Origin of the sequence: Amycolatopsis sp. NPDC059235 (genome assembly GCF_042754125.1) — a bacterium.
GTDB lineage: Bacteria > Actinomycetota > Actinomycetes > Mycobacteriales > Pseudonocardiaceae > Amycolatopsis > Amycolatopsis albidoflava.
On record NZ_JBHZAG010000005.1, the window covers coordinates 160,280 to 182,278 of the forward strand.

General features: G+C 66.9%; 22 protein-coding genes. 9 read left to right on the forward strand and 13 right to left on the reverse strand.

The window, feature by feature from the left end; translation table 11 throughout:
- Positions 1–13: 13 nt before the first annotated feature.
- The gene (locus ACFXI3_RS05445; protein WP_344286101.1) at positions 14–505 is read left to right on the forward strand and encodes a glutathione peroxidase; all 492 of its coding nucleotides are present in this window, start codon (positions 14–16) and stop codon (positions 503–505) included.
- 529 nt (positions 506–1,034) lie between these two features.
- Here the strand turns inward: ACFXI3_RS05445 and ACFXI3_RS05450 are convergent.
- On the reverse strand, positions 1,035–2,849 hold the full coding sequence (locus ACFXI3_RS05450; protein WP_378398207.1) for a glycoside hydrolase family 2 protein: 1,815 nt from the start codon (positions 2,847–2,849) through the stop codon (positions 1,035–1,037).
- A 531-nt stretch (positions 2,850–3,380) separates the two neighbouring features.
- On the opposite strand from ACFXI3_RS05450, the gene ACFXI3_RS05455 reads away from it, so the two are divergent.
- The gene (locus ACFXI3_RS05455; protein ID WP_378398208.1) at positions 3,381–4,634 is read left to right on the forward strand and encodes a glycosyltransferase family 4 protein; all 1,254 of its coding nucleotides are present in this window, start codon (positions 3,381–3,383) and stop codon (positions 4,632–4,634) included.
- Positions 4,635–4,700: 66 nt separating this feature from the next.
- Here the strand turns inward: ACFXI3_RS05455 and ACFXI3_RS05460 are convergent, their stop codons facing one another.
- The 6 genes from ACFXI3_RS05460 to aceA all read right to left on the reverse strand — a co-directional run bounded on the left by ACFXI3_RS05460 (position 4,701) and on the right by aceA (position 11,142).
- On the reverse strand, positions 4,701–5,162 hold the full coding sequence (locus ACFXI3_RS05460) for a MarR family transcriptional regulator (protein ID WP_344285485.1): 462 nt from the start codon (positions 5,160–5,162) through the stop codon (positions 4,701–4,703).
- 257 nt (positions 5,163–5,419) lie between these two features.
- Positions 5,420–6,211 (reverse strand): alpha/beta fold hydrolase, encoded by a 792-nt coding sequence (locus ACFXI3_RS05465; protein ID WP_378398209.1) that lies wholly within the window; start codon positions 6,209–6,211, stop codon positions 5,420–5,422.
- A 137-nt stretch (positions 6,212–6,348) separates the two neighbouring features.
- Complete coding sequence (locus tag ACFXI3_RS05470; RefSeq protein ID WP_378398210.1) at positions 6,349–6,753, reverse strand: DMT family transporter; 405 nt, start codon at positions 6,751–6,753, stop codon at positions 6,349–6,351.
- Between the two features lie 34 nt (positions 6,754–6,787).
- On the reverse strand, positions 6,788–7,105 hold the full coding sequence (locus ACFXI3_RS05475; protein ID WP_354739163.1) for a multidrug efflux SMR transporter: 318 nt from the start codon (positions 7,103–7,105) through the stop codon (positions 6,788–6,790).
- A 1,072-nt stretch (positions 7,106–8,177) separates the two neighbouring features.
- Positions 8,178–9,782 (reverse strand): malate synthase A, encoded by a 1,605-nt coding sequence (aceB, locus tag ACFXI3_RS05480; RefSeq protein WP_378398212.1) that lies wholly within the window; start codon positions 9,780–9,782, stop codon positions 8,178–8,180.
- 70 nt (positions 9,783–9,852) lie between these two features.
- Positions 9,853–11,142, reverse strand: coding sequence for an isocitrate lyase (aceA, locus tag ACFXI3_RS05485; protein ID WP_116198817.1), 1,290 nt, complete (start codon positions 11,140–11,142; stop codon positions 9,853–9,855).
- A gap of 229 nt (positions 11,143–11,371) precedes the next feature.
- On the opposite strand from aceA, the gene ACFXI3_RS05490 reads away from it, so the two are divergent.
- The 3 genes from ACFXI3_RS05490 to ACFXI3_RS05500 all read left to right on the forward strand — a co-directional run bounded on the left by ACFXI3_RS05490 (position 11,372) and on the right by ACFXI3_RS05500 (position 14,416).
- On the forward strand, positions 11,372–12,796 hold the full coding sequence (locus ACFXI3_RS05490; RefSeq protein WP_344285467.1) for a short-chain fatty acyl-CoA regulator family protein: 1,425 nt from the start codon (positions 11,372–11,374) through the stop codon (positions 12,794–12,796).
- A gap of 61 nt (positions 12,797–12,857) precedes the next feature.
- On the forward strand, positions 12,858–14,114 hold the full coding sequence (gene ilvA / locus ACFXI3_RS05495; protein ID WP_378398213.1) for a threonine ammonia-lyase IlvA: 1,257 nt from the start codon (positions 12,858–12,860) through the stop codon (positions 14,112–14,114).
- A 77-nt stretch (positions 14,115–14,191) separates the two neighbouring features.
- Entirely contained in the window at positions 14,192–14,416 is a 225-nt protein-coding gene (locus tag ACFXI3_RS05500) for a GrpB family protein (protein ID WP_378398214.1), read from the forward strand.
- On the opposite strand, the gene ACFXI3_RS05505 is transcribed toward ACFXI3_RS05500, so the two are convergent.
- Positions 14,314–14,541 (reverse strand): hypothetical protein, encoded by a 228-nt coding sequence (locus ACFXI3_RS05505; RefSeq protein WP_378398267.1) that lies wholly within the window; start codon positions 14,539–14,541, stop codon positions 14,314–14,316. The genes ACFXI3_RS05500 and ACFXI3_RS05505 overlap by 103 nt on opposite strands.
- On the opposite strand from ACFXI3_RS05505, the gene ACFXI3_RS05510 reads away from it, so the two are divergent.
- A complete protein-coding gene (locus tag ACFXI3_RS05510) occupies positions 14,462–14,764 on the forward strand; it encodes a GrpB family protein (protein ID WP_378398215.1) in 303 nt (100 codons plus the stop codon). The genes ACFXI3_RS05505 and ACFXI3_RS05510 overlap by 80 nt on opposite strands.
- A 95-nt stretch (positions 14,765–14,859) precedes the next feature.
- On the opposite strand, the gene ACFXI3_RS05515 is transcribed toward ACFXI3_RS05510, so the two are convergent.
- Both ACFXI3_RS05515 and ACFXI3_RS05520 read right to left on the reverse strand, forming a co-directional pair.
- Positions 14,860–15,204, reverse strand: a complete 345-nt coding sequence (locus tag ACFXI3_RS05515; protein WP_344285459.1) for a nuclear transport factor 2 family protein — start codon at positions 15,202–15,204, stop codon at positions 14,860–14,862.
- 66 nt (positions 15,205–15,270) lie between these two features.
- Positions 15,271–16,026 carry an acyltransferase gene (locus tag ACFXI3_RS05520; RefSeq protein WP_378398216.1) on the reverse strand — a complete coding sequence of 252 codons (756 nt, stop codon included), beginning with the start codon at positions 16,024–16,026 and terminating at the stop codon, positions 15,271–15,273.
- Positions 16,027–16,078: 52 nt separating this feature from the next.
- Between ACFXI3_RS05520 and ACFXI3_RS05525 the strand changes: the two genes are divergently transcribed.
- On the forward strand, positions 16,079–17,026 hold the full coding sequence (locus ACFXI3_RS05525) for a nucleoside hydrolase (protein WP_378398217.1): 948 nt from the start codon (positions 16,079–16,081) through the stop codon (positions 17,024–17,026).
- 593 nt (positions 17,027–17,619) lie between these two features.
- Positions 17,620–18,774, forward strand: a complete 1,155-nt coding sequence (locus ACFXI3_RS05530) for an NlpC/P60 family protein (RefSeq protein ID WP_378398264.1) — start codon at positions 17,620–17,622, stop codon at positions 18,772–18,774.
- Between the two features lie 262 nt (positions 18,775–19,036).
- Here ACFXI3_RS05530 and ACFXI3_RS05535 read toward each other — a convergent pair whose 3' ends face one another.
- Positions 19,037–19,180, reverse strand: coding sequence for a hypothetical protein (locus ACFXI3_RS05535; RefSeq protein ID WP_344285449.1), 144 nt, complete (start codon positions 19,178–19,180; stop codon positions 19,037–19,039).
- Positions 19,181–19,222: 42 nt separating this feature from the next.
- Positions 19,223–20,749 carry an SDR family NAD(P)-dependent oxidoreductase gene (locus ACFXI3_RS05540; RefSeq protein ID WP_378398220.1) on the reverse strand — a complete coding sequence of 509 codons (1,527 nt, stop codon included), beginning with the start codon at positions 20,747–20,749 and terminating at the stop codon, positions 19,223–19,225.
- Between the two features lie 43 nt (positions 20,750–20,792).
- Between ACFXI3_RS05540 and ACFXI3_RS05545 the strand changes: the two genes are divergently transcribed.
- Positions 20,793–21,317 carry a TetR/AcrR family transcriptional regulator gene (locus tag ACFXI3_RS05545; RefSeq protein ID WP_378398221.1) on the forward strand — a complete coding sequence of 175 codons (525 nt, stop codon included), beginning with the start codon at positions 20,793–20,795 and terminating at the stop codon, positions 21,315–21,317.
- Here the strand turns inward: ACFXI3_RS05545 and ACFXI3_RS05550 are convergent.
- Positions 21,302–21,922, reverse strand: coding sequence for a TetR/AcrR family transcriptional regulator (locus ACFXI3_RS05550; RefSeq protein WP_378398223.1), 621 nt, complete (start codon positions 21,920–21,922; stop codon positions 21,302–21,304). The two genes, ACFXI3_RS05545 and ACFXI3_RS05550, sit on opposite strands and share 16 nt — an antisense overlap.
- Positions 21,923–21,999 lie beyond the last annotated feature (77 nt).

Sequence of the window (21,999 nt, forward strand, 5' to 3'; positions counted from 1 at the left end):
CGAAGGGAATTACATGGGAATCCGCGACCTGCCGCTCAAGACCCTGTCCGGCGACGACGCCACTCTCGGCGGACCGCTGGCCGGCAAGACGCTGCTTGTGGTGAACGTGGCGTCGAAGTGCGGGTTGACGCCGCAGTACACCGGTTTGGAACGCCTGCAGGAACGCTACAGCGACAAGGGTTTCTCGGTTGTCGGGTTCCCGTGCAACCAGTTCGCCGGCCAGGAGCCGGGCACCGCGGAGGAAATCCAGACGTTCTGCTCCACCACGTACGGAGTGTCGTTCCCGTTGTTCGAGAAGGTCGACGTCAACGGCGAAGACCGGCACCCGCTCTACGCGAGCATCACGGAAGCTCCCGACGCGGACGGCGAAGCGGGCGATGTGCAGTGGAACTTCGAGAAGTTCCTGATCAGCCCGGACGGAGAGGTTCTCGGTCGCTTCCGTCCGCGCACGGAGCCCGAAGACGAGACGATCGTCGCGGCGATCGAAGCGGCTTTGCCTGCTTGAGTTTTCGGCCCGGCTCTCCGGCCTGCGTTTATCGCGGCCGGAGAGCATTTGCCGTTTTTCGGCAACTGGCGGCCAAAGCGGAGTCCGCTGGATTCCGGTTGGGATACCGCTGGCGGTTGATTCGCGCCATGGCCGTTCAGCGGCGAAAAGCCAGGTGTACCTCGCCTCTGCTCCCTTACAGCGTTATCGCTTCTCACCGGCTACGGCCGACCAACGACGCGGGATGCTATGAGCTGACGATCCCACTCGCGGCGGCGTCGGCTCCGCGACACCGGCCGCCTCAGCTGCCGTCGCCGTTGGCGGGCAAATTCGACGCCACCGGCCGCCGCGCCGCTTTCGCCGCTTTCGTCGTTGAGCGGCGAGGCGAAGCAGTACCTCCGGGTTGGACGGCACCGCGCAGGCGTCGAAGCGCCGTTGACCAGCTCGTCGCCACTGGGCGGCGAATCGCAAGTCAGCTGGGTTCGTCCCCAGGCCGCAACCCTGTGCGGGAGGGCAGACCTGGCGTTGCCGCTCAGTGGCGAATCGCAGGTCAACGGCTGTCCTGAACCTCGTCGGCTAGTTCGGCGGCGGTCTTCACCTCGGGGTACGAACCGCGTGCGATCACCGCTCGGTTGTGGTGCGAGGCGTCCGCGAAGTCGAGCTTCTGCACTCGGCGGTCGTAGGTGAGGAGGCCGTTCACTTCGTTCTCTACATCAGTGGTTTGAGTGTAGATCGCGGCGGACAACCCCAGCTCGGAAACCAACCCTTCGAGGCGTTCGCTGACCTCCGCGTACCGGCGAGTGAGGTGCGCCGAATCGGTCGTCATTTCGTAGGCGTTTGGCGGGCCTGGCCAGACGTGGTCTTCGAGGACTAAGCCCAGGCCGCCGTATTCGCCGTCCACCAGTGCGCGATGGTCCCCCTCGTGCGGCTCCCCCGGCCCGACGTAGGTGTGATCGTCGTAGATGTCACCGGCGCCAGTGTCCGGGCGGGAGAAGCAGCAGTTCACGCCGCTGTTGGCGATCACCAGCCGGGTGGGGTCGAGTTCCTTCACGAGCGCGGCTATCCGGGCAGTATCGAATTCTCCCCAGCCTTCGTTGAACGGCACCCAGGCGACGATCGACGTGATACTGCGCAGCTGGGCGATCATTTCGCGCAGCTCGACCTCGAATCGCTGCTGTCCTTCGGGCAACGGATCCGGCGCGTGCCCGGGCGGGCCCGCGAACGACACGACGAGCGACGGCATGTCCTGCCAGACAGCCAGGCCCAGCCGGTCCGCCCAGTAGTACCAGCGCGCGGGCTCGACCTTGACGTGCTTGCGGACCAGGTTGAACCCGAGTTCCTTCGTCTTCTCGAGATCGAACCTGAGCGCCTCGTCGGTCGGAGCCGTGTAACCGCCGTCCGGCCAGTAGCCCTGGTCGAGTGGACCGTGGAGGAAGGTGATCCGACCGTTCAACGCGATCCGTGGCTGTCCGTCGACATCCGGGACGATCTCTGCCGTTCGCAGGCCGCAATAGCTGGCGACCTCGTCCAGGACATCACCGTGCGCATCCAGAAGCCGGACGGTGATGTCGTAGAGAAACGGATCGTCCGGAGACCACAGATGGGGTTCTGGGAGGTTGGCCCGCAGCCGCGCGCCGGCGGTGCCGCGAACGCGCGCTGCCTCGTCGCCGTTTTGCGGCGAAACGATCAACTCCACTTGAGTACCGCCAGTGACCTGCGGGAACACCGACACGCCAGACAGGTCCGAGGCGACGTCGAGGCCGGAAATGCGCTCGTTCGGCACCGGCTCGACCCACACAGTCTGCCAAATTCCTGACGTCGGCGTGTAGCAGATACCGCCAGGTTCGTTGCGCTGCTTGCCGATCGGGTACGGCTCGATATCCGTACGGTCCTCTGCGCGAACGGTGATTTCCTGCGGGCCCGATTCACGGAGCGCGTTCGTGATGTCCGCTGAGAACGACGTGTACCCGCCCTCATGGGTGACCACCGTCTGGTTGTTGACCCGTACTTCGGCTTTCTGGTCGACTGCACCGAAATGCAGCAACACCCGCTGCCCGCTCCAGCTTTCTGGGATCTCGAACAACCGCCGGTACCACAGCACTTCGTCGCGTCGGCCGATTCCGGAGAGCGCCGATTCCGGCGCGAAGGGAACCAGGATGCGCTCGCTGTAGCCGACGGGTCGCGGTGCCTCGGGCGAAGCAGGCCATCCTGCGTACTCCCAGATGCCGTTGAGGCTCAGCCATTCCGGCCGGCGGAGCTGGGGGCGCGGGTACTCGGGCAACACCGCGGCCGGGTCGACTCGGTCGGTCCACGGTGTGGTCAGCGGCGGATCCGCGCGCTGCCATTCGGGCTCTGTCGGAGTCATCACCGATCATGGTGGCAGAGAATCGCGATCCGCGGGATGGCTTGAGGGCTGCTCGGACAGCCGGTGAACCGATCCTGCTCGATGGGTCAATGTCGGTTGCTGACGGTCGGCGACTGATGGCTGGTCTTCGGTGGGACCTCCTGCGGTGATGTAGCGGAGCAGGTGTCGACGACCGTTTCGCCGCTCAGTGGCTAACAGCTGGTCAGCCGCTCGCAAGCCGACTTCAGCGCCGGGAGCGCGGGCGGCTGCATCGGGCGAAGCTGGCAATCTCGACAGGTGACGGCCGCCGGAACTCGCGCAATCAGTCTGACAGTCGCTGCTGGGCCGGGATAGCAGTGCTGAGCTGCGCGGATGCTGTCTTCACGGGTCGGCGGGCCGAACCAGGTGGAGCTGTTGCCGTTTTTTGGCGAAACGCTCTGGCCAGCGGATTCTTCCGCTCCCAGACACTTTTCGGCCAGGCGCCGGAGAGGCGTTCCGGCGGTCCTTCGGGCGGCCGCCCCAGGGTAAGCGACTGGCGAGTAACCTCGGGCCATGCGCGTGCTGATGTTGTCCTGGGAGTACCCGCCGGTGGTCATCGGCGGGCTAGCCCGGCACGTTCACGCGCTGGCGCGACATCTCGCGCAGCAGGGCCACGAGGTAGTCGTGCTCTGCCGGCACACCGCGGGCACCGACGCGTCGACGCATCCGCGCAGCGATCGGGTCATCGAGGGGGTCCGGGTCGTCCGCGTGGCCGAAGATCCGATGCACCTGACCTTCGAGCGGGACCTCGTCGCGTGGACGCTCGCCATGGGCCACGCCATGATCCGGGCGGCGCAGGATTTGCTCCGCACGTGGCAACCCGACGTCGTCCACGCCCACGACTGGCTGGTCACCCATCCGGCGATCGCTGTCGCCGAGGCGGCTCGGGTGCCGCTCGTCGGGACGATCCACGCGACCGAAGCGGGCCGGCATTCGGGTTGGCTGTCGCATCCGCTCAACCAGCAGGTGCATTCGGTCGAATGGTGGCTGGCCAATCGCGCCGACGCGGTGATCACCTGTTCGCAGGCCATGCGCAAGGAGGTCGCGCACCTCTTCGAGATCGACCCGGCCGACGTCGCGGTGATCCACAACGGCATCGAGGGACGCAGCTGGCGCGTGTCGTCCGGCGAAGTCGCGAAGATGCGGGCGCGGCACAGTCCGGACGGTGCTCCGTTCCTGCTGTTCTTCGGCCGGCTGGAGTGGGAAAAGGGCGTGCAAGACCTGCTGGCCGCGTTGCCCCGGATCCGCCGTCAGTTCCCGGGGACGCGAGTGGTTGTCGCCGGAAAAGGGCGACATCACGACGAGCTTGTCGCTCAGGCTCGAAAGCTGCGGATTCGCCGGTCGGTGGATTTCGTCGGCCATCTCTCCGACCGCGACCTGCGCGCTCTCCTGGCCGCGGCCGATGCGGTTGTGTTGCCGAGCCGGTACGAGCCGTTCGGGATCGTCGCGCTGGAGGCCGCGGCTGCGAAGGCGCCGCTGGTGGCTTCGACCGCCGGCGGGCTCGGCGAGGTTGTCATCGACGGGGAGACCGGTCTGGCTTTCGCGCCGGGCGACGTCGCCGGGCTCGCCTCGTCCGTGGCGACTGTCCTGAGCGACGTTCCGGCCGCGACCCGACGTGCGCGGGCGGCGCAGGCTCGACTCGGCGCTGACTTCGATTGGGGGCGGATCGCGGAGGCGACCGTCGAGGTCTACCGGCGGGCGCGTGTCGGCGAGCCGGTGGAATTGGGGCGGCCGAAGATCGCGACTGGCAACGCGTTCGAGGTGTAGCGCGCGCTGGCCGACGGGGTTCGCGAGATTCGCCGTTCAGTGGCGAATGCCTGGTCAGGGCACTTGTCAGCGGGGGTCGACGGCGGCGATCAGGTCTCGGTAATCGGGGTCCGCCGCCACTCGGTCGAAAGCGCTCGCCAGTGCGGTTTCGTAGACCGGGACGGCTTTGCGCAAGGTGGCACGTCCGGCGTCGGTGATTCCGGTGTAGACGCCGCGGCGGTCGTATTCGCAGAGACGTCGTTCGGTGAGGCCGGTACGCTCAAGGCGGCCTACGAGGCGGGTCGCGGAGCTCTGGTTGAGCGACGTCGCGTCAGCCAGTTCCTGCATGCGGAGCTCGCCGTCGGGGCGGTCGGCCAGCGACATCAGGGCGACGAATTCCGAGAAGCCCAAGTGCAACTGCCGTTGCAAGGCTTGCTCGACCTCGTGGTCGACGCGACTGCGAAGCGCCATCATGCGGGGCCACATCGCGCCGAGGGTGGTGAGTTTCGCCCCTGCCGACTTGCGTCCAGGGGAAGGTGTGGTGACCACGGGAACGACCTCTCCGGCAAAACCTTGCCCAGCATCGAGAAGCGGTGCCGAGACCTCTTGTATAGCACATGTGCGTGCATGCAATTGAGTGCTCGTCGAGCCTCACGCCCTCGGGCGACCGTCGAGGTTCGCCGTGTTGGGCTGGAGCTAGGCACTCTGGTCGAGCAGGAAGCCTGGACGAATCGTCGGGCTGCGCAGTTTTAGTCCGGCCTGGATTGCTTGGGTTAGTCCGGCCTGGATTGTTTGGGCGGAACTGGTCAGGCTTGCGTCCGCAGGAACTGTTTCAGCAACGGGTTGACCTGCTCTGGATGAGTCAAGGTCGGCGTGTGGGCCGCGCCGCGGATGACCTGCACGTCGCCGGCGCTGGGGAGGCGTTCGCTCAGCAGGTCCATGCGGTCGCGTGGGAGGGAAACGTCCTGCTCGCCCCACATCAGCAACGTCGGGCAGGTGATCTCGTTCAGGCGGCCCGAAACGTCGTCTCGCTCCAGCAGGCAGTGCGCGGCCGGGCCCAGCGGCAGCGCGGGTGCGGCGCGCCATCGTGCGCGCAACTCGTCACGCAGGTCTGATTCTCCGAGCAGTTGTGTCGAGAGGGGTATGATCAAGTCATCAATTGGTCCGTATTCGCGCAAGGCGGCGAACATGCCGTCGTAGGCAGCTTTGTCGGCTGGATCGCACGGTGTTGCTTCGGTGTCCCACAGCACCAGCCCCGCGACACGTTCGGGTGCCAGCAAGGCAATCCGTAGCGCGGTGAAGCCGCCTTGCGACAACCCGCCTACGACGGCGCGTTCGATGCCCAGGTGGTTCAGCAGGCCGAGCGCGTCCTCGGCCTGGTCCCAATAGGTGTATGACGTGCCGGGGTCGTCGTCCGGGGTTTGCCCGTGGCCGCGGGCGTCCCAGGTGATCACTCGCTGCTCCGGCGCGAGCATCGCTGCTTGCGGCGAGAAGGTTGAGTGGTCCAGGAAGTAGCCGTGCCCCAGCAACAAAGCCGGTCCGTCTCCCCCGGTGTCGGCGAAGAAGATCGGACGGTCGTTGACGGTCGCTGTGGGCATTCGACCGGCCTCCAGGTTCGTCGAAAACAGTGGTGCCGCGCCGGTGCAGCGTAGTGGCGATCACGCTGCCTGCGGCCAGATCTCGGCAGATTCAGTGTCGGCTGGCGAAAGTCAGTTCGACGCCGGGCTGGATACGGTCAGTCGCCGGTTTTCGCCGGATCGGTTGAGCCGCCGGCGAGTTTGAGGCAGATGACTCCGGCGATGATCACGGCGAGGAACAGAATGCGCAGCGGTCCCAGGCTTTCGCCGAAGATGATCGCGCCGAAGATCGCGGCTCCGCTCGCGCCGATGCCGGTCCAGACCGCGTAGCCGACGCCGACGTCGATGGTGCGCAACGCCAGGCTGAGGGTGAAAATCGTTGCGGCGGCGGTGATCACGGTGGCGATCGACCACGGCAGGTTGGTGAAGCCGCGGCTGCCGTCCGTGCTGACGGCGAACGCGATTTCGCAGACCCCGGCGAAGAGGAGAATGCCCCACGCCCGGCGAGCGGTCTGCGTCTTTTCCGGTGCGATGACTGGTGCTGCTTCTGGCTGAACGGACACAGCGGAAATCCTTTCGAGGGCAGGACGAAGAGGGTCAGGCACCGGTCAGCTGAAGGCCGATGATGCCGCAGACCACCAGGCCGAAGCCGATGAGCTTGCGCCAGTTGAGCTTCTCTTTGAAGATCAGCGCGCCCAGCAGCACGATGCCGACCGAGCCGAGACCGGTCCAGATCGCGTAGCCGACGCCGACGTCCATGGTCAGCAAGGCGCGGCTGAGGAAGAAGATGCCGCCGGCCGCCATGACCAGCGTGAACACCGACGGCCACAGCTTGGTGAACCCGTCGGTCGCGTTGGCTCCGAGCGCGAAGGCGATCTCGAAGAAGACAGCGATGCCGAGGTAGAGCCAGTGCATGGTTTCTCCGGGTGAGAGTGAGATCGGAAGCTGCCCGGCACCCTCGCCGGCGACGCTCCCCCAGGTAGTTACATGTGCAATATATGTATGTCTAATCAAATAGGCAAGGGGTGCTCGGCAGGTGGACGGAGAGACGCCGGAGTTGCTGCCGATGGAACGAGCTGCGGTGGACGGCGGGGCGATGATTGCTCGGAAAGTGGCGTTGACCAGGTATTCGCCACCGAGCGGCAACGGCAGTTCGGGCGGCTGGGGCCGGGGGCAGAGGGGTTCTGCGCGCACCGTTCGGATCGCGGGTCGGTCGGGGCGAGGTGTCGGGCTTTCGGTCGGATCGTCCGGCTGGAGCGCGTGTGGCTTGGCGGTCGAGGCTCGGACACCGGTGGAGCGAATCGGACGGTCGGCTCGGCAAAGATCCTCGCGGAACGCGGCTGTTCGATGGGGCGGGCCCGGCCGGATGGATTGGGCGGATGGATTGGGCGGCTGGATCGGGCGGCTGGATCGGGCGGCTGGGCACGTCCGAACTGGATAGCGCGAGTGGATAGTGCGAGTGGATCGTGTGAGCCGGATGCGACGGTCGGGCGGGCCGGACGAGGACCGTCGGCAACAGAGTCCTGCTGCCGTTGCAGGATCCGTTGCCGAGCTACTGCGGCAACGTGGATCCGATTCTGAAGCGTCCGAGCTGAGCAGCATGAACAGGGAGGAACGCGGGCGGGACCAGCAGCACCCGCGAGCGAGCGATTACCTCCGCCTGCTAGTTCCTAAATCGAGCAATGGTCCGCATGCGACCACTCGGCTGGGCCACGTCAGACGGAGCGGAACGAGCTGACAGCGAACGCCCCCGGAACGAAAACACAAGACAGGCCTCGAAGCGAAGACCCGACCCCAGACCGCAAGAAGACTCCCCGAAACCGAAAACCCGCGCCCTCGCCAATCAGCGGCGAAAGGGCGCGGGTCCGGAAAGACCCGGGTCCGGTGGCGGGGAGCCTCCGCCACCGGACCCGTTCCCAGCACCATCCCAAAATGCGGTGCGGGGTAACCGGTCGCCGGTGGTCAGGTCACTGGCGACCGGAGCTTGTCACCGCTCGGTCAGGTAGCGGGCGTAAGCGACCGTCGTGAGGAAGCTCGGCAGCTTCTCGCCGAGAGCGGTTTCGGTGAAGATCGCGCGGGCGTCGTCGAGGCGGGCGGACTGGCCGAGGTCCGCGCGGACCTTCGCCAGTTCGTCGTCCAGGAATTCGCCGGCCAGCTCGTGGGTCAGCGCCGTGCCGTCCTCGAGCTTCGTGCCGTTGCGGATCCACTGCCACACCTGGCACCGCGCGATTTCGGCCGTCGCGGCGTCCTCCATGAGGTTGTGGATCGCCGCCGCACCGGTGCCGCGCAGCCAAGAGTCGATGTAGCGGAGGGCGACGTTGATGTTCGCTCGCACACCCGCTTCAGTGACCTCGCCGCCGGCGCTCGCGACGTCGAGCAGGTCCGAAGCGTCGACCGTGACGTCTTCGCGCAGCTTGCCGAGCTGGTTCGGCCAGCCGCCGAGCACGCGGTCGAAGACCTCGCGGCACACCGGGACCAGGCCGGGGTGCGCGACCCACGAGCCGTCGAAGCCGTCGCCTGCCTCGCGTTCCTTGTCCTGGCGGACCTTCTCGAGCGCGTTCTCGTTGGTGACCGGGTCCTTGCTCGGGATGAAGGCCGCCATCCCGCCGATCGCGTGCGCTCCGCGACGGTGGCAGGTGCTGACGAGCAGTTCGGTGTAGGCACGCATGAAGGGGACCGTCATCGTCACCTGGGCGCGGTCCGGCAGCACGAAGTCGGCACCGTGCGCGGAGAAGTTCTTGATGACGCTGAAGATGTAGTCCCAGCGACCGGCGTTCAGACCCGCCGCGTGCTCGCGCAGTTCATAGAGGATCTCGTCCATCTCGAAGGCCGCGGTGATCGTCTCGATCAGCACGGTCGCGCGGATCGTGCCGCGCGGGATGCCGAGTTCCTTCTGCGCCAGCAGGAACACGTCGTTCCACAGCCGCGCTTCCTGGTGGCTTTCCAGCTTCGGCAGGTAGAAGTACGGGCCGCTGCCGCGCGCCAGGAGCTGCCGGGCGTTGTGGAAGAAGTACAGGCCGAAGTCCACGAGGCTCGCCGAAACCGGGCGGCCGTCGATGCGGATGTGCTTCTCGACCAGGTGCCAGCCGCGGGGACGGGCGACGATCGTCGCCGGGTCGTCGCCGATCGTGTAGCGCTTGCCCGCCTCGGTGGTGAAGTCGATGTTGCGGCGGATGGCGTCGAACAGGTTGAGCTGGCCGTCGACAACGTTGTGCCAGGTCGGCGAGGTCGCGTCCTCGAAGTCCGCCAGCCACACCTTCGCCCCGGAGTTGAGCGCGTTGACCGTCATCTTCCGATCGGTCGGGCCAGTGATCTCCACCCGCCGGTCTTCGAGACCAGGTGCGGTGGGGGCGATGTGCCAGCTCTCGTCCGCCCGGATGGACCGCGTCTCGGGCAGGAAGTCCAGCTGCTCCTCCCCCGACTGCAGACGCTCGCGACGGCGGCGGCGCTCGTCGAGGAGTTCGCGGCGGCGTCCGGCGAAGGTGTTGTCGAGTTTGGCTACGAAGTCCAGTGCTGCCGGGGTGAGGATCTCGGCGAAGCGGCCATCGGCGGGCCCGGTGACCTCGATGCGGGTGTTCAACGTGTCAGCCATCTCGTACCTCCGCGAAGGGGGAAAGGGAAGGGGCGGGCCGGCGACCGGAATCGCCGGCCCGCGGGGTGCGTCAGTGGAACTGGTCTTCTTCGGTCGAACCCTTGAGCGCGGTGGTCGAGCTCTCCGGGTTCAGCGCGGTGGACACCAGGTCGAACCAGCCGGTGCCGACCTCGCGCTGGTGCTTCGTCGCGGTGTAGCCGCGCTCCTCCGAAGCGAACTCGCGCTCCTGCAGGTCGACGTAGGCGCTCATGCCTTCGCGGGCGTAGCCGTGCGCCAGGTCGAACATCGAGTAGTTCAGCGCGTGGAAGCCGGCCAGCGTGATGAACTGGAACTTGTAGCCCATGGCGCCGAGTTCGCGCTGGAACCGCGCGATGGTGTCGTCGTCGAGGTGCTTCTTCCAGTTGAACGACGGCGAGCAGTTGTAGGCCAGCATCTGGTCCGGGTACTGCGCCTTGATCGCCTCGGCGTACTTGCGGGCGACCTCGAGGTCCGGCGTGGAGGTCTCCATCCACAGCAGGTCGGCGTACTGCGCGTAGGCCAGGCCTCGGTCGATGCACGGCTCGATGCCGTTGTTGACCTCGTAGAAGCCCTCGGAGGTACGGCCGCCGGTGAGGTACTTGCGGTCGCGCTCGTCGACATCGCTGGTCAGCAGGGTCGCGGCCTGCGCGTCGGTGCGGGCGACGACCAGGGACGGCACGTTCAGCACGTCGGCGGCGAGCCGGGCGGCGTTCAGGGTGCGCTCGTGCTGCTTGGTCGGGATGAGGACCTTGCCGCCGAGGTGGCCGCACTTCTTCTCGGAAGCGAGCTGGTCTTCCCAGTGCACGCCCGCGGCTCCGGCCGCGATCATGCCCTTCATCAGCTCGAACGCGTTCAGCGGACCGCCGAAGCCCGCCTCGGCGTCGGCGACGATCGGGGCGAACCAGTCGATGTCGCCGTTGCCCTCGGCCCAGTTGATCTGGTCGGCGCGGCCCAGCGCGTTGTTGATGCGGCGGACGACGGCCGGGACCGAGTTGGCCGGGTAGAGGCTCTGGTCCGGGTAGGTCTGGCCGGCGAGGTTGGCGTCGGCGGCGACCTGCCAGCCGGACAGGTAGATGGCCTTCAGGCCGGCGCGCACCTGCTGCACGGCCTGGTTGCCGGTGAGCGCGCCCAGCGCGTGGACGTAGTCCTCGCTGTGCAGCAGCTCCCACAGCTTCTCCGCGCCGCGGCGGGCGAGGGTGTGCTCTTCGACGACCGAACCGCGAAGCTTCACCACGTCGGCGGCGGAGTAGGTCCGCTGGACACCCGCCCAGCGGGGGTCGGTCTTCCACTGCTCGGCCAGCTCGGCCGCCGCCTGCTCGAGCTGATTGGCCTGCTCGGTCATCGGACTCTCCCGTGTTGCGAAGTTTGCGATTGCTCGCCTTGCCTGGTCACGACCCTGACACGAGCGGGAAAACTCGGTCTACGGCTCCAATTTGCCAATTTCTGCGAAGATTGCCTAGCATGTTGCAAAGGTTGCGAATCTGCCGTTCGCAACCGCAGCGAAAATTCGCGGGCTTGATCGTTCACGTAATCGTTCAGGCCCGGAAACCTTCCGGCCGGACGGAGCACTCATGGACAAAACTTTCGCCGGGGCGCGGCTGCGGCATCTGCGCGAAAGCCGGTCGATGAGCCAGGCGGATCTCGCCCGTGTGCTCGAGATCTCACCCAGTTACCTCAATCAGATCGAGCACAACTCGCGCCCGCTGACCGTGCCGGTGCTGCTGCGGATCACGCAGGCGTTCGGCGTCGACACGGAGTTTTTCGCGAACAACGACACGTCGCGGCTTGTCGCCGACGTGAAGGAAGCCCTGCTCGACGAGGCCGTGGGCGTCGAAGCGACCACAAGCGAGCTGAACGACCTGGCCAGCAACCTGCCGTCGATCGCCCAGGCGCTGGTCAAACTGCACCGCAGCTACCGCAACGCGGTCGAAAGCACGGCCGCGCTGACCACGGAAAACGGCCTGGGCCTGCACGGGAGCGCCGCCGCGCCGTTGCCGCACGAGGAGGTCCGCGACTTCTTCTACGAACGGGAGAACTACGTCGCCGAGCTGGACGAGCGCGCCGAACGGATGGCCGCCGAGATCCCGCTGCGGCGCGGAGCGGTGCTTGGATCGCTCAAGGAACGGTTGTGGCAGCGCTACGGCGTCGACGTGACGAGCGAGGGCATCAACGAATCCGCCGGTGAACAGCACCGGTACGAACCGGCGACGCGGGTGTTGCGGCTGGCGCCGAGCCTGCGGGTCGGGCAGCAGGCATTCCGGATGGCATCCCAGATCGCGTTGCTGGAATACGACGACCTGATCACTGAACTTGCCGATTCGTGGGCGTTTTCCGGCCCGGCCGCGCGGACGCTCGCGCGGGTCGGTCTTGCGAACTACTTCGCTGGCGCGCTGATCCTCCCCTACAGCCCGTTCCTGGCTGCGGCGGAGGAGTTCCGGTACGACATCGAGCGGCTTTGCGACCACTTCGGCGTCGGTTTCGAGACCACTTGCCACCGGCTGTCGACTCTTCAGCGGCCGAAACAGCGCGGGGTGCCGTTCTCGTTCGTGCGCGTGGATCGGGCCGGGAACATGTCGAAACGCCAGTCCGCGGCGGGTTTTCACTTCTCGCGAGTCGGCGGGGCTTGCCCGTTGTGGAACATCTACGAGGCCTTCACCTCGCCGGGCAAGATCCTCACGCAGATCGCGGCGTTGCCGGACGGCAAGCGGTACTTCTGGGTCGCGCGGACGGTTTCGCGCAATATCGGCGGCTACGGCAGCCCGGGCAAGACGTTCACCGTCGGCCTCGGCTGCGAGCTTCGGCACGCGGGCCGGCTGATCTACTCAACCGGCCTTGACCTGGACGAACCCGCCGCCGCGACGCCGATCGGCATGGGTTGCAAAGTGTGCGACCGGCCCGCTTGCTCGCAACGTGCGTTTCCGGCAATCGGCAAACCGCTCACGGTCGACGAAAACACCAGCACCTTCGTCCCGTACCCGGCGGTGCCGAAGACGTGAACGCGGTCGGTGACGTGAGTGCCCCGTACGTGGTCACCGGGTGCGAAGTACATTCACCCGAGTGCACGACATCGACACGGTGAACGCAGAACTGGTCGAACAGGCCGCCGAACGGCTCGCGGGCGTGGTCACACGCACGCCACTTGAGCCCAACGCGCGTCTCTCGTCCCGAGTAGACGCGCGCGTCTGGCTTAAGCGCGAAGACCAGCAGACTGTGCGCTCGTACAAGATCCGCGGCGCGTACAACTTCATCGTGCAGCTCGACGCTGCGACGCGTGCGCGCGGTGTCGTATGCGCGAGTGCCGGCAACCACGCGCAGGGCGTCGCGTACGCGTGTCGCCGCTTAGGGGCGAACGGTCGCGTGTACGTGCCGGGCACGACGCCTCGGCAGAAGCGTCAGCGAATCGCAGCGCTCGGTGGCGCGCACATCGAGGTCATCGTCGTTGGCGAGACGTACGAAGACGCCTTCGCCGCAGCTAAGGACGACGCTCACCGCACTGGAGCGACGCTCGTGCCGGCGTTCGACGACGTCCGCACTGTCGCCGGTCAGGGCACTGTCGCGCTCGAAGTGGTTTCGCAGCTCGGCTTCGTGCCAGATGTCCTGGTCGTGCCGGTCGGTGGCGGCGGGTTGCTGGCCGGGATCGCGACGTGGGTCCGCGAGCGTCATCCGGACATCCGGGTCGTCGGCGTCGAACCGGCGGGGGCGATGTGTATGGCTGCGGCTATCGAAGCGGGCAAGCCGGTGCGGATCGACGCGGTCGACCCATTCGTGGACGGCGCAGCTGTGCGCGAGGCAGGCCAGGTGACGTTCCCGCTGATCCGGGACAGCGGCGCGGAGTTGACGTCCGTCGCCGAGGGCGCGGTGTGCACGGAGATGCTGTCGATGTACCAGTCGGACGGCATCATCGCCGAACCCGCGGGTGCGCTGGCGGCCGCTTCGCTCGGGACCAGCGTGCAGGTCGAGCCAGGGCAGACTGTGGTGTGCATCGTGTCCGGGGGCAACAACGACGTCAGCCGGTACAGCGAAATCCTTGAACGCTCGCTGATGCACGAGGGGTTGAAGCACTACTTCCTCGTCAGCTTCCCGCAGGAGCCCGGGGCGCTCCGGCGGTTCCTTGACGAAATCCTCGGACCGGAGGACGACATCACGCGGTTCGAGTACGTGAAGCGCAACAACCGGGAGATCGGTCCGGCGCTGATCGGCGTCGAGATCCCGCGGCGCGCGGACCTGCCCGGGCTGCTGGCGCGGCTGGAGAAGAGTCCGCTGCAGGTGGAGCAGGTGGAGCCGGGGAGTCCGTTGTTCCACTTCCTGCTCTGAGGTGTCGCCGGTGTCGCTGGTGTTTCTGGTTTCGCCGCTGGCTGGCAACAGGCCCAGCAGCTGCGGCTAGGTGACGTGTGCCTTTCGACGCGCGCTGGCGACGGGACGCTTCGAAAGGGCGACTCGAGTGGATATTCCAGTCGAGATGGTGGACTCGACCCGCGCTGGTCTCGGGCATTTGCTGGCTTCTGCGACCGCGTCACCGCAGCGTTGCGGTGGACTCGCGCAGCGTTCTCGAGCACGTCGGCAGCACCGCGGTCCCCGGACTGGCCGCCAAGCCGATCATCGACCTGACCGTCTGATCGATCTGACCATCGTCATCGCCAGCCGCGACGATCTGTCCGCCGTTGTCGCCAGTCTGCGCGCGATCGGTTACCGGCACGAAGACGATCTCGGCATTCCCGGGCGAGAAGCGTTCACCCGGCACACCGTCGCGCCGCCTCTACGTTGCACAGCCGACAACGGGAATCTCGCACTGGTGCTCGCGCTCCGGGATTTCCTGCGCGGCTCACTCGTACGTGGCTCTGAAGCGATCACTCGCCCAGCGATTCCGTACTGACCGTGCTGCTTACACCGCCGCGAAGACCACCTTTATCGACGACGTCGTGGCAAAGGCTCTGTCCGAGTCGTCTCTCCGCGGCGACGGTTGAAGGCAGTTCGCTGCCTGCCGTCGACCGGCGATTCGAGCCGCGCAGGCGAGAGTTTACGCAGGTCAGCACGATTCGCCAAAAAACGGCAACGCCGGTCAGCCGAGTTCCGCGCTGCCCTCGCGGTAGATCTTCGCCGACTTGATGCGGTCTCCAGCCAGCCGATAGAAGCCGGCGATGGCGAAAACGTGGTCCTCGCCGTTGTGGGTGAGGCGTTCGGTCAATTGGGCGGCGACCTGGTCACCGTCCGCGAGAACGTTCTCGACCGTCAGCGTCGGGAGAAGTTGTTCCATCGCGCTGCTGAACAGCTCGGTGAGTTCTTCGCGTCCGCGCACGACGCTGCTGCCGGTGATCCAGACCGCGTCCTCGGTGAAGCCGTCGAGGAGAGCCTGAAGGTCGCGATCGTTGAAGGCGGCGACGTGCCGACGCAGGGCTTCGCTCATAAGGTGAGGTTATCGACGCTGTCCTGCCATTTTCGCGGCTTGAACCGGACGGACGGCCGCGTTAAGTCAGCTGTCGCCGAGCGTCTTCTGCAGTGCTTTGTTCGCCTTTCGCGCCATGTCGGCGACGGCCTCGCGCCGGGCCGCATCCGCGGCGTAGTCGTCCTCGCGGTTGCGGACCACCCGGGCCGGTGAACCAACCGCGATCGAGTAGTCCGGGATGTCACCGCGCACGACCGCGTGCGCGCCGAGAACGCTGCCGCGGCCGATGCGCGTGCCCTTGAGGACGCTGACCTTCGTGCCGAGCCACGTGTCCGGGCCGATCCGGACCGGCGACTTGACGATGCCCTGGTCCTTGATCGGCACGTGGATGTCCGTGGTCACGTGGTCGAAGTCGCAGATGTAGACCCAGTCGGCGACGAGCGTGGCGGCGCCGAGCTCGATGTCGAGGTAGCAGTTGATCACGTTCTGCCGCCCGAACACCGACTTGTCGCCGATGCGAAGGGACCCCTCGTGACAGCGGATGGCGTTGCCGTCGCCGATGTGCACCCAGCGGCCGATCTCCAGCCGGCCGTATCCGGGCCGGCAATGGATCTCCACGTTCTTGCCGAGGAACAGCATGCCGCGCAGGATGATGTGCGGGTTCGCGATGCGGAATTTGAGCAGCCGGTAGTAGCGCACGAGGTACCACGGTGTGTACGCGCGATTGCGCAGCACCCAGCGCAGCGAGTCGGCCGTCAGGAACTTCGCCTGGTGCGGGTCCCGCCGGGCCCGCCGCCAGGCACGCACGCGCAACAACGCGGGCGCACCCCACATCGACGTCATGCCGTTGACCGTAACCTGTGGACGACGGCCAGCCACAGGCAAGGGGAGCACGATGGGGACCAAGCTGATCATCGATACCGACCCCGGTGTCGATGATGCTTTCGCGATCGCGTTGGCCGCGAGGTCGGCGGACGTGGACCTGCTGGGCGTGACGACAGTCTTCGGCAACGTGCCGCTGACCACGACAACCTCGAACGCGCGCCGGCTGCTGCAGCTGTGCGACCGGCCGGACGTCCCGGTCGCCGCGGGTGCCTCGCGCCCCCTCCTCTACCGCGAGTTGCACCGCGCGAGCACCGTCCACGGTTCCGACGGGCTTTCCGGGCACGCCGCTTCGCTGCCCGAAGCGACCCGCCCGCTCGAAGATTCCGACGCGGTCAGCCTGATGGTCTCGTTGCTCGAAGCCTCGGACGAACCGGTGACCATCGCGCCGATCGGTCCCCTCACGAACATCGCCGCCCTGCTCGCGGCCCACCCCGGGGTGCGTTCGAAGATCGCGCGAATCGTCCTGATGGGCGGCGCGCTCGCCCTCGGCAACTCGACCGCGGTCTCCGAATTCAACATCTGGGCCGACCCGGACGCGGCACGTCGGGTGCTCGCCGAGGATGACGTCCCGTGCGTGATGGTCCCCCTCGATCTCACTCACCGGTGCGCGGTCGACAGCGCGTGGCTGGCGAAACTCGCCGCGTCCGGACCGGTCGGGCGGGCGCTGGACTCGTTCACGCCGGACTACCTCGCGCACTACCGGCAGGTACTCGGCTACGAAGGCATCGTTCTGCACGACGCGGTGGCCGTCGCTGAGGCGATCCGCCCGGGCATCCTGCGCACGGAGACTTACCCGGTCGATGTCGACTCCGGCCTCGGCCCGACCCGCGGGATGACGATCGTCGACCGCCGGGCGGTCCCGACCGCGCCCACGGGGAGGCCGGTCGAGGTGGCGGTGGACACCGAACTGGATGTGCTGCGCGAGTTCGTGCTGTCGAGACTCGCCGGGGGTCGGTGATGGAGGGGGCCGGGAGATCGCCGCTGGATGGCGAATCGCAGGTCAAGCGCGACGCGGCGGCCGGTTCGGGCGGGAGTGAGCCTGGGGGTTCGGGTTCGTCGCCAGTGAGAGGCGAATCGCAGGTCGGGCCTGATACGGCGGCGGGTTCGGGCGATGGCGAGCCTGGGGGTTCGGGTTCGTCGCCGGTCAGTGGCGAATCGGTTGAGTCGGGTGATCCGTCGGCGGGGCGGGCGGCGTCGGTGGGCGGCGAATCGGTCGGCTCGAATCGCTCGTTCGCGGGCGAGGCGTCGTCGGTGGACGGCGAGAATCCTGGGTCGACCAGCGTGTCGCCGCTGAGTGGCGAAACTTCTGGGGTGGCTGATGAGTCATCGTTGAGTGGCGACTCGCCTGAGTTGACCAGCGCGTCGCCGCTCGGTGGCGACGTTCCCGGACCGGCGGCTCTATCGCCGTCGGATGGCGAAAGATTTGGATCGGCTGCTGATTCGCCGTTGAATGGCGAACCGGTTGAGCGGGGTGCTGCCTCGCCTCTGGGTGGCGACGTATCTCAGCCGGCCAGCGCTTCGCCGTTGAGTGGCGACGGGGCGGCACAGCCAATGAGTGGCGAAGGAGCCGTGCACCCGCGGCAGGGTTTTCTCGCGCGGAACCGGCGGGCGGTGATCGCGTTGGCGGCTGTCGTGGTGGTTGTTGCGGCGTTGGCCGTCGCGGTGCAGGTTTTGCCGGGCGGGGCCAGTGACGCGAATTCTGGGAACGTCGCGGCGACATCGTCGGTGGCACCGGCGACCTCGAAGACGGCGGCGTCCCCTGCGCCTTCGTCGGTGGTGCCAGTTCAGCCTGGGGTGCCGCGGGCTGGGGAGTTCGGGGCGTGGGCGTCGCGGACCAGTCAGTGGCTCGACATTCCGTTGCGGGCGATGAACGGGTACGCGCAGGCGACTGTCACGCTCAGCAAGGAACAGCCCGATTGTCACCTGTCCTGGATCACTCTCGCTGCGATCGGGAAGATCACCAGCGATCACGGGCGGGCGCAGGGTAATCAAGTCGGGGAAAACGGGACTCTCGCGAAACCGCTTGGCACGGTGGAGGTTCTCGACTTTTATCACCGGACCGTTTCGACGCCGGGAGCCGCGGGGCCGATGCAGCTGTCCCCCGCGGTGTGGAGCAAGTGGCAGCGGAGTGCGTCCGGCGGCAAGGCTGACATTCAGAACATCGACGATTCGGCGCTTACGGCTGGTCGTGCGCTCTGTGCGAATGGCCGGGATCTGGCGACTGACTGGTGGAACGGAGTCGCCACGTTGGAGCCAGCGCCGGTGGTTCTGCATCGGACGCTGGCGACCACCAATGTCTACGGCACAGTCGGGCAGAACGAGCAGCCGCCCAATCCGGCGGTGCTCACGGCGGTCGACTTCGCGATTGACCAGATTGGGCTGCCGTACGTCTGGGGTGGCAACGGAACTCGCGATGCTGACCCTGGTTTCGACTGTTCCGGTCTCACGACCGCGGCTTATGCGAGCGCTGACGTCCGGCTGATGCGGACGGCGGACACGCAGTTCCGCAGCATTGCCCATGTGAGCGAACCCCAATTGGGGGATTTGATCTTCTACGGTGCGCCCGCCACGAAGATCCATCATGTGGGGCTGTATATCGGGAACCAGCAAATGATCGACGCGCCGCAGACTGGACAGGCGGTGCAGGTTCATCCGTATCGGAAGCCGGGCGACGACTACGCGGGGGCGGGGCGGCCGACGGCCTGACCTGCGCTGCGACAGCTCGAGAGTAAAGCTGTGCCGTCTCGTGGATTGATCGGATTAGCGCGTTGGCGGCGCTTTCGCCATTCAGCGGCGAAAGCCTGGGGCGCGGGATCGCCGGGTCTTGGCGAGTGCTGCCGCGCACTGAGCGTGGGATCTGTGAAGCAGTGCAGGACGAGGTCGTCGGCCGGGCTGTCATTCGAGAGCTGCGGCAAAGTGTGAGGCTCCGCGAGCCAGGGCACGGGCGGAGTACTAGGCACCGAAATAGTTAGGTCGGCCAGTCGGTGATGCCTAGTTGTTCCAGCAAAGCGGTACCAGTGACGAACGCCTGGGCTGCCAGTGCGCCGTCGCCGTCGGCGAGGCGGCGGTATTCGCGGAGGGCCGCGCGGTGGTCGCCTAGGCGGCGGTACAACCTGCTTTGCGCTGACTGTGTTCGGATATCCAGTGGGCGCGGTCAGGGTTGACGGATCAGGTCCAGGGACACCTCCCACAACCTCCGTGCGGTCGCGCCGTCACGGGCCCAGCGTTTGACGGCGTGGCTGTTGCCCGCCAAGTCGACGTCGTCGGGAACTGTCGCAGCTTCGTTGCCGTCGTCCAGGTAATGGCCACCGTTATGGGCGAATTCTGGGGCGGTCGCGGCGACGAGCGTGGTGGCCGCGCCTTGTTCGATGGTCTTGTAGGCGAAGACGCCGGCGGCTTCCAGCCGGTCTAGGTGGTCCTTCATGTCTTGGGTGAAATCTCGTTGCAGGCCAGTGGAAACTCCGCCGGGGTTGACTGCGTTGGCGACGATTCTGTCCGCCGACCATCGGCGGGTCGCTTCCACCGCAAACAGCGAGTTGGCCGTTTTCGACTGTCCGTAAGCCAGTTGGGGGTCATAGGCTCGTTGGGTAAAGTGGATGTCATCGAAGACAACAGATGAGTACATGTGCGCACCGGAAGTCACTGCGACGATTCGGGCCGTTCCTCGGTCGTTCGCGCCGGCGGTGAGGGCGTCGTGCAGGCCCAGCGCCAGTGCGAAGTGGCCTAGGTGATTGGTCGCGAACTGCAGTTCCCAGCCCTGCGGGGTGCGGCCCAGCGTCGGGCGCATGACGCCGGCGTTGTTGATCAGCAGGTGCAGCGGGCCGTCCCAGCTGGCGGTGAAGCGGGCGACTGTGGCGAGGTCGGCCAGCTCCAGGTGCGCGGCGCGGACGGCGCGGTTTCCGGTGGACGTCGCGATGGCGTCGGCGACGCGCTTGCCGGCGGCGGTGTTGCGCACGGCCAGGGTGACGTCGGCACCAGCTGAGGCGAGCGCGCGGGCCGTTTCGCGGCCTAGGCCAGACGTGGCACCGGTGACGACGGCGCGGAGGCCGGTGAGGTTCAGGTCCGCAACGACGGCCGCGGCGGTGCTGGTGGCGTCGAAGGCCGTGCGGATCAGGTCTGCGCCTACGGCGACGGGGGTGCTGGCGGCAGCGGCTTTGAAGGCCGTGCGGATTAGGCCTGCGTTGACGTCGGCGGCGGCGCTGGTGGCATCGGACGCCGCGAGACTCAAGTCTGCGACGACGGCGACGGGAGTGCTAGTGGCGTCGCACGCTGCGCGGTTCAGGTCCGCGACGACGGCGACGGGAGTGCTAGTGGCGTCGCACGCTGCGCGGTTCAGGTCCGCGACGACGGCCGCGGCAGTGCTAGTGGCGTCGAAGGCCGTGCGGATCGGGTCTGCGACGACGCCAGCGGGAGTGCCGGTGGCAACGGCGTTGAGGGCCGTGCGGATGAGGCCTGCGTTGACGTCGGCGGCGGCGCTAGTGCCGTCGGACGCCGCGAGGCTCAAGTCTGCGACGAAGGCGACGGGGGTGCTGGCGGTGTGGGACACCGCGAGGTTCAGGTCCGCGCCGACCGGTGCCGCAGCGCTAGTGGTGTCGAAGGCCGTGGGGTTCTGGTCTGGGCCGACGTCGGTGGGAGTGTTGGTGGCGTCGAAGGCTGCGTGGATCGGGGAGGTTTGAGACACCCTTCCGACTATACGAGTTAGGCGTGAGTTGTATAGTGTGTCTATGGGCAGCGATCGGCGTACGCAGGTGCTGGACTCGGCGTTGGAGGTTTTCGCGCGCTACGGCTATCGCAAGGCGTCCATGGACGATGTGGCGAAGGCGGCGGACATCTCGCGCCCTGGCCTGTATTTCTACTTCTCCTCCAAGCCGGAACTGTTCCGCGCCACGGTGCGGCATTCGCTCGACGGCAGCATCGCGGCGGCGCGGAGTGTTCTCGCCGATTCCCGGCAACCGCTGCGCGAGCGGTTGATCGGGGCGTTCGATCATTGGGCCGGGCGCTATGTCGGGGCGATGGCTGCGGAGATCGGCGTCCTGATCGACTCGAACCCTGAATTGCTCGGTGCCATGCCGGCTGAATATCCGAAGCTGTTCCGGGCGCTCGTCGTCGAGGCGATCGGGGGGCGCTCCGCCAGCGACGTGGCCGGGACGTTGATCAGCACGGCGATCGGCATCAAGTACGACGCGGAGACTCGTGACGAGTTCCGGGAGCGGATGACTGTCGCGGTTGATCTCTACTGCGGGCGCTGAAAGTCCGGCCAGTTGCGCAGGGCCGTGTCGGCGACTTCTTGCAACTCTTCCCGGCTTGCGCCGCTGGCTGCTTCGACGGCGATGCCGAAGGCGACCGTCATGATGTAGCGAGCTAGCCAGGACGGATTGGCGGACGGGGGCAGATCGTGTTCGTCCGCGGCGCGTTGGAAGCGTTTCTCAAGGGCTAGGCGTGCGGCGTTGCGCCATTCGACCAGCAATTCGCGTGCGGGCAGGCCTAGTTCGCCCGCTGCCAGCGAGCCCTGGACGCCTAGGCAGCCGGGCGGACAGTCGGGGTCAGTTGTTGCTTCGACGGCGCCGTTGAGGATCGCGGCGGCCACCTTGGCGGCGGTCGGCTCCGCCCAGGCTCGTGGGCCGTAGGAGGCGGGGCCTTCGTCGTAGAGGGCCAAAGCCTTGCGGAACAACTGTTCCTTGTTGCCGAAAGCCGCGTACATGCTGGTTTTCGTGATGCCCATGGCACCGGTCAGGTCGGCCAGGCTGGCCCCTTCATAGCCCTGTTCCCAGAACACCAGCATGGCGCGACGCAGTGCTTCGTCGGCGTCGAAGCCGCGCGGGCGGCCTACGTGCGCCTTGTTCTGAGTGGTCACCGCGTCAGTCTACCTCTTCAGTACCGATCGGTCCGGAAGTGCTACGGTGCGATAAGTACCGATCGGTACTGAATTAT

Coding starts and splice junctions, on each gene's coding strand:
- ACFXI3_RS05520 (WP_378398216.1), bottom strand. CDS start 16,026: ATGACGTCGATGTGGGGTGCGCCCGCGTTGTTGCGCGTGCGTGCCTGG.
- ACFXI3_RS05455 (WP_378398208.1), top strand. CDS start 3,381: ATGCGCGTGCTGATGTTGTCCTGGGAGTACCCGCCGGTGGTCATCGGC.
- ACFXI3_RS05530 (WP_378398264.1), top strand. CDS start 17,620: ATGAGTGGCGAAGGAGCCGTGCACCCGCGGCAGGGTTTTCTCGCGCGG.
- ACFXI3_RS05515 (WP_344285459.1), bottom strand. CDS start 15,204: ATGAGCGAAGCCCTGCGTCGGCACGTCGCCGCCTTCAACGATCGCGAC.
- ACFXI3_RS05545 (WP_378398221.1), top strand. CDS start 20,793: ATGGGCAGCGATCGGCGTACGCAGGTGCTGGACTCGGCGTTGGAGGTT.
- ACFXI3_RS05475 (WP_354739163.1), bottom strand. CDS start 7,105: ATGCACTGGCTCTACCTCGGCATCGCTGTCTTCTTCGAGATCGCCTTC.
- ACFXI3_RS05450 (WP_378398207.1), bottom strand. CDS start 2,849: ATGACTCCGACAGAGCCCGAATGGCAGCGCGCGGATCCGCCGCTGACC.
- aceB (WP_378398212.1), bottom strand. CDS start 9,782: ATGGCTGACACGTTGAACACCCGCATCGAGGTCACCGGGCCCGCCGAT.
- aceA (WP_116198817.1), bottom strand. CDS start 11,142: ATGACCGAGCAGGCCAATCAGCTCGAGCAGGCGGCGGCCGAGCTGGCC.
- ACFXI3_RS05445 (WP_344286101.1), top strand. CDS start 14: ATGGGAATCCGCGACCTGCCGCTCAAGACCCTGTCCGGCGACGACGCC.
- ACFXI3_RS05465 (WP_378398209.1), bottom strand. CDS start 6,211: ATGCCCACAGCGACCGTCAACGACCGTCCGATCTTCTTCGCCGACACC.
- ACFXI3_RS05525 (WP_378398217.1), top strand. CDS start 16,079: ATGGGGACCAAGCTGATCATCGATACCGACCCCGGTGTCGATGATGCT.
- ACFXI3_RS05490 (WP_344285467.1), top strand. CDS start 11,372: ATGGACAAAACTTTCGCCGGGGCGCGGCTGCGGCATCTGCGCGAAAGC.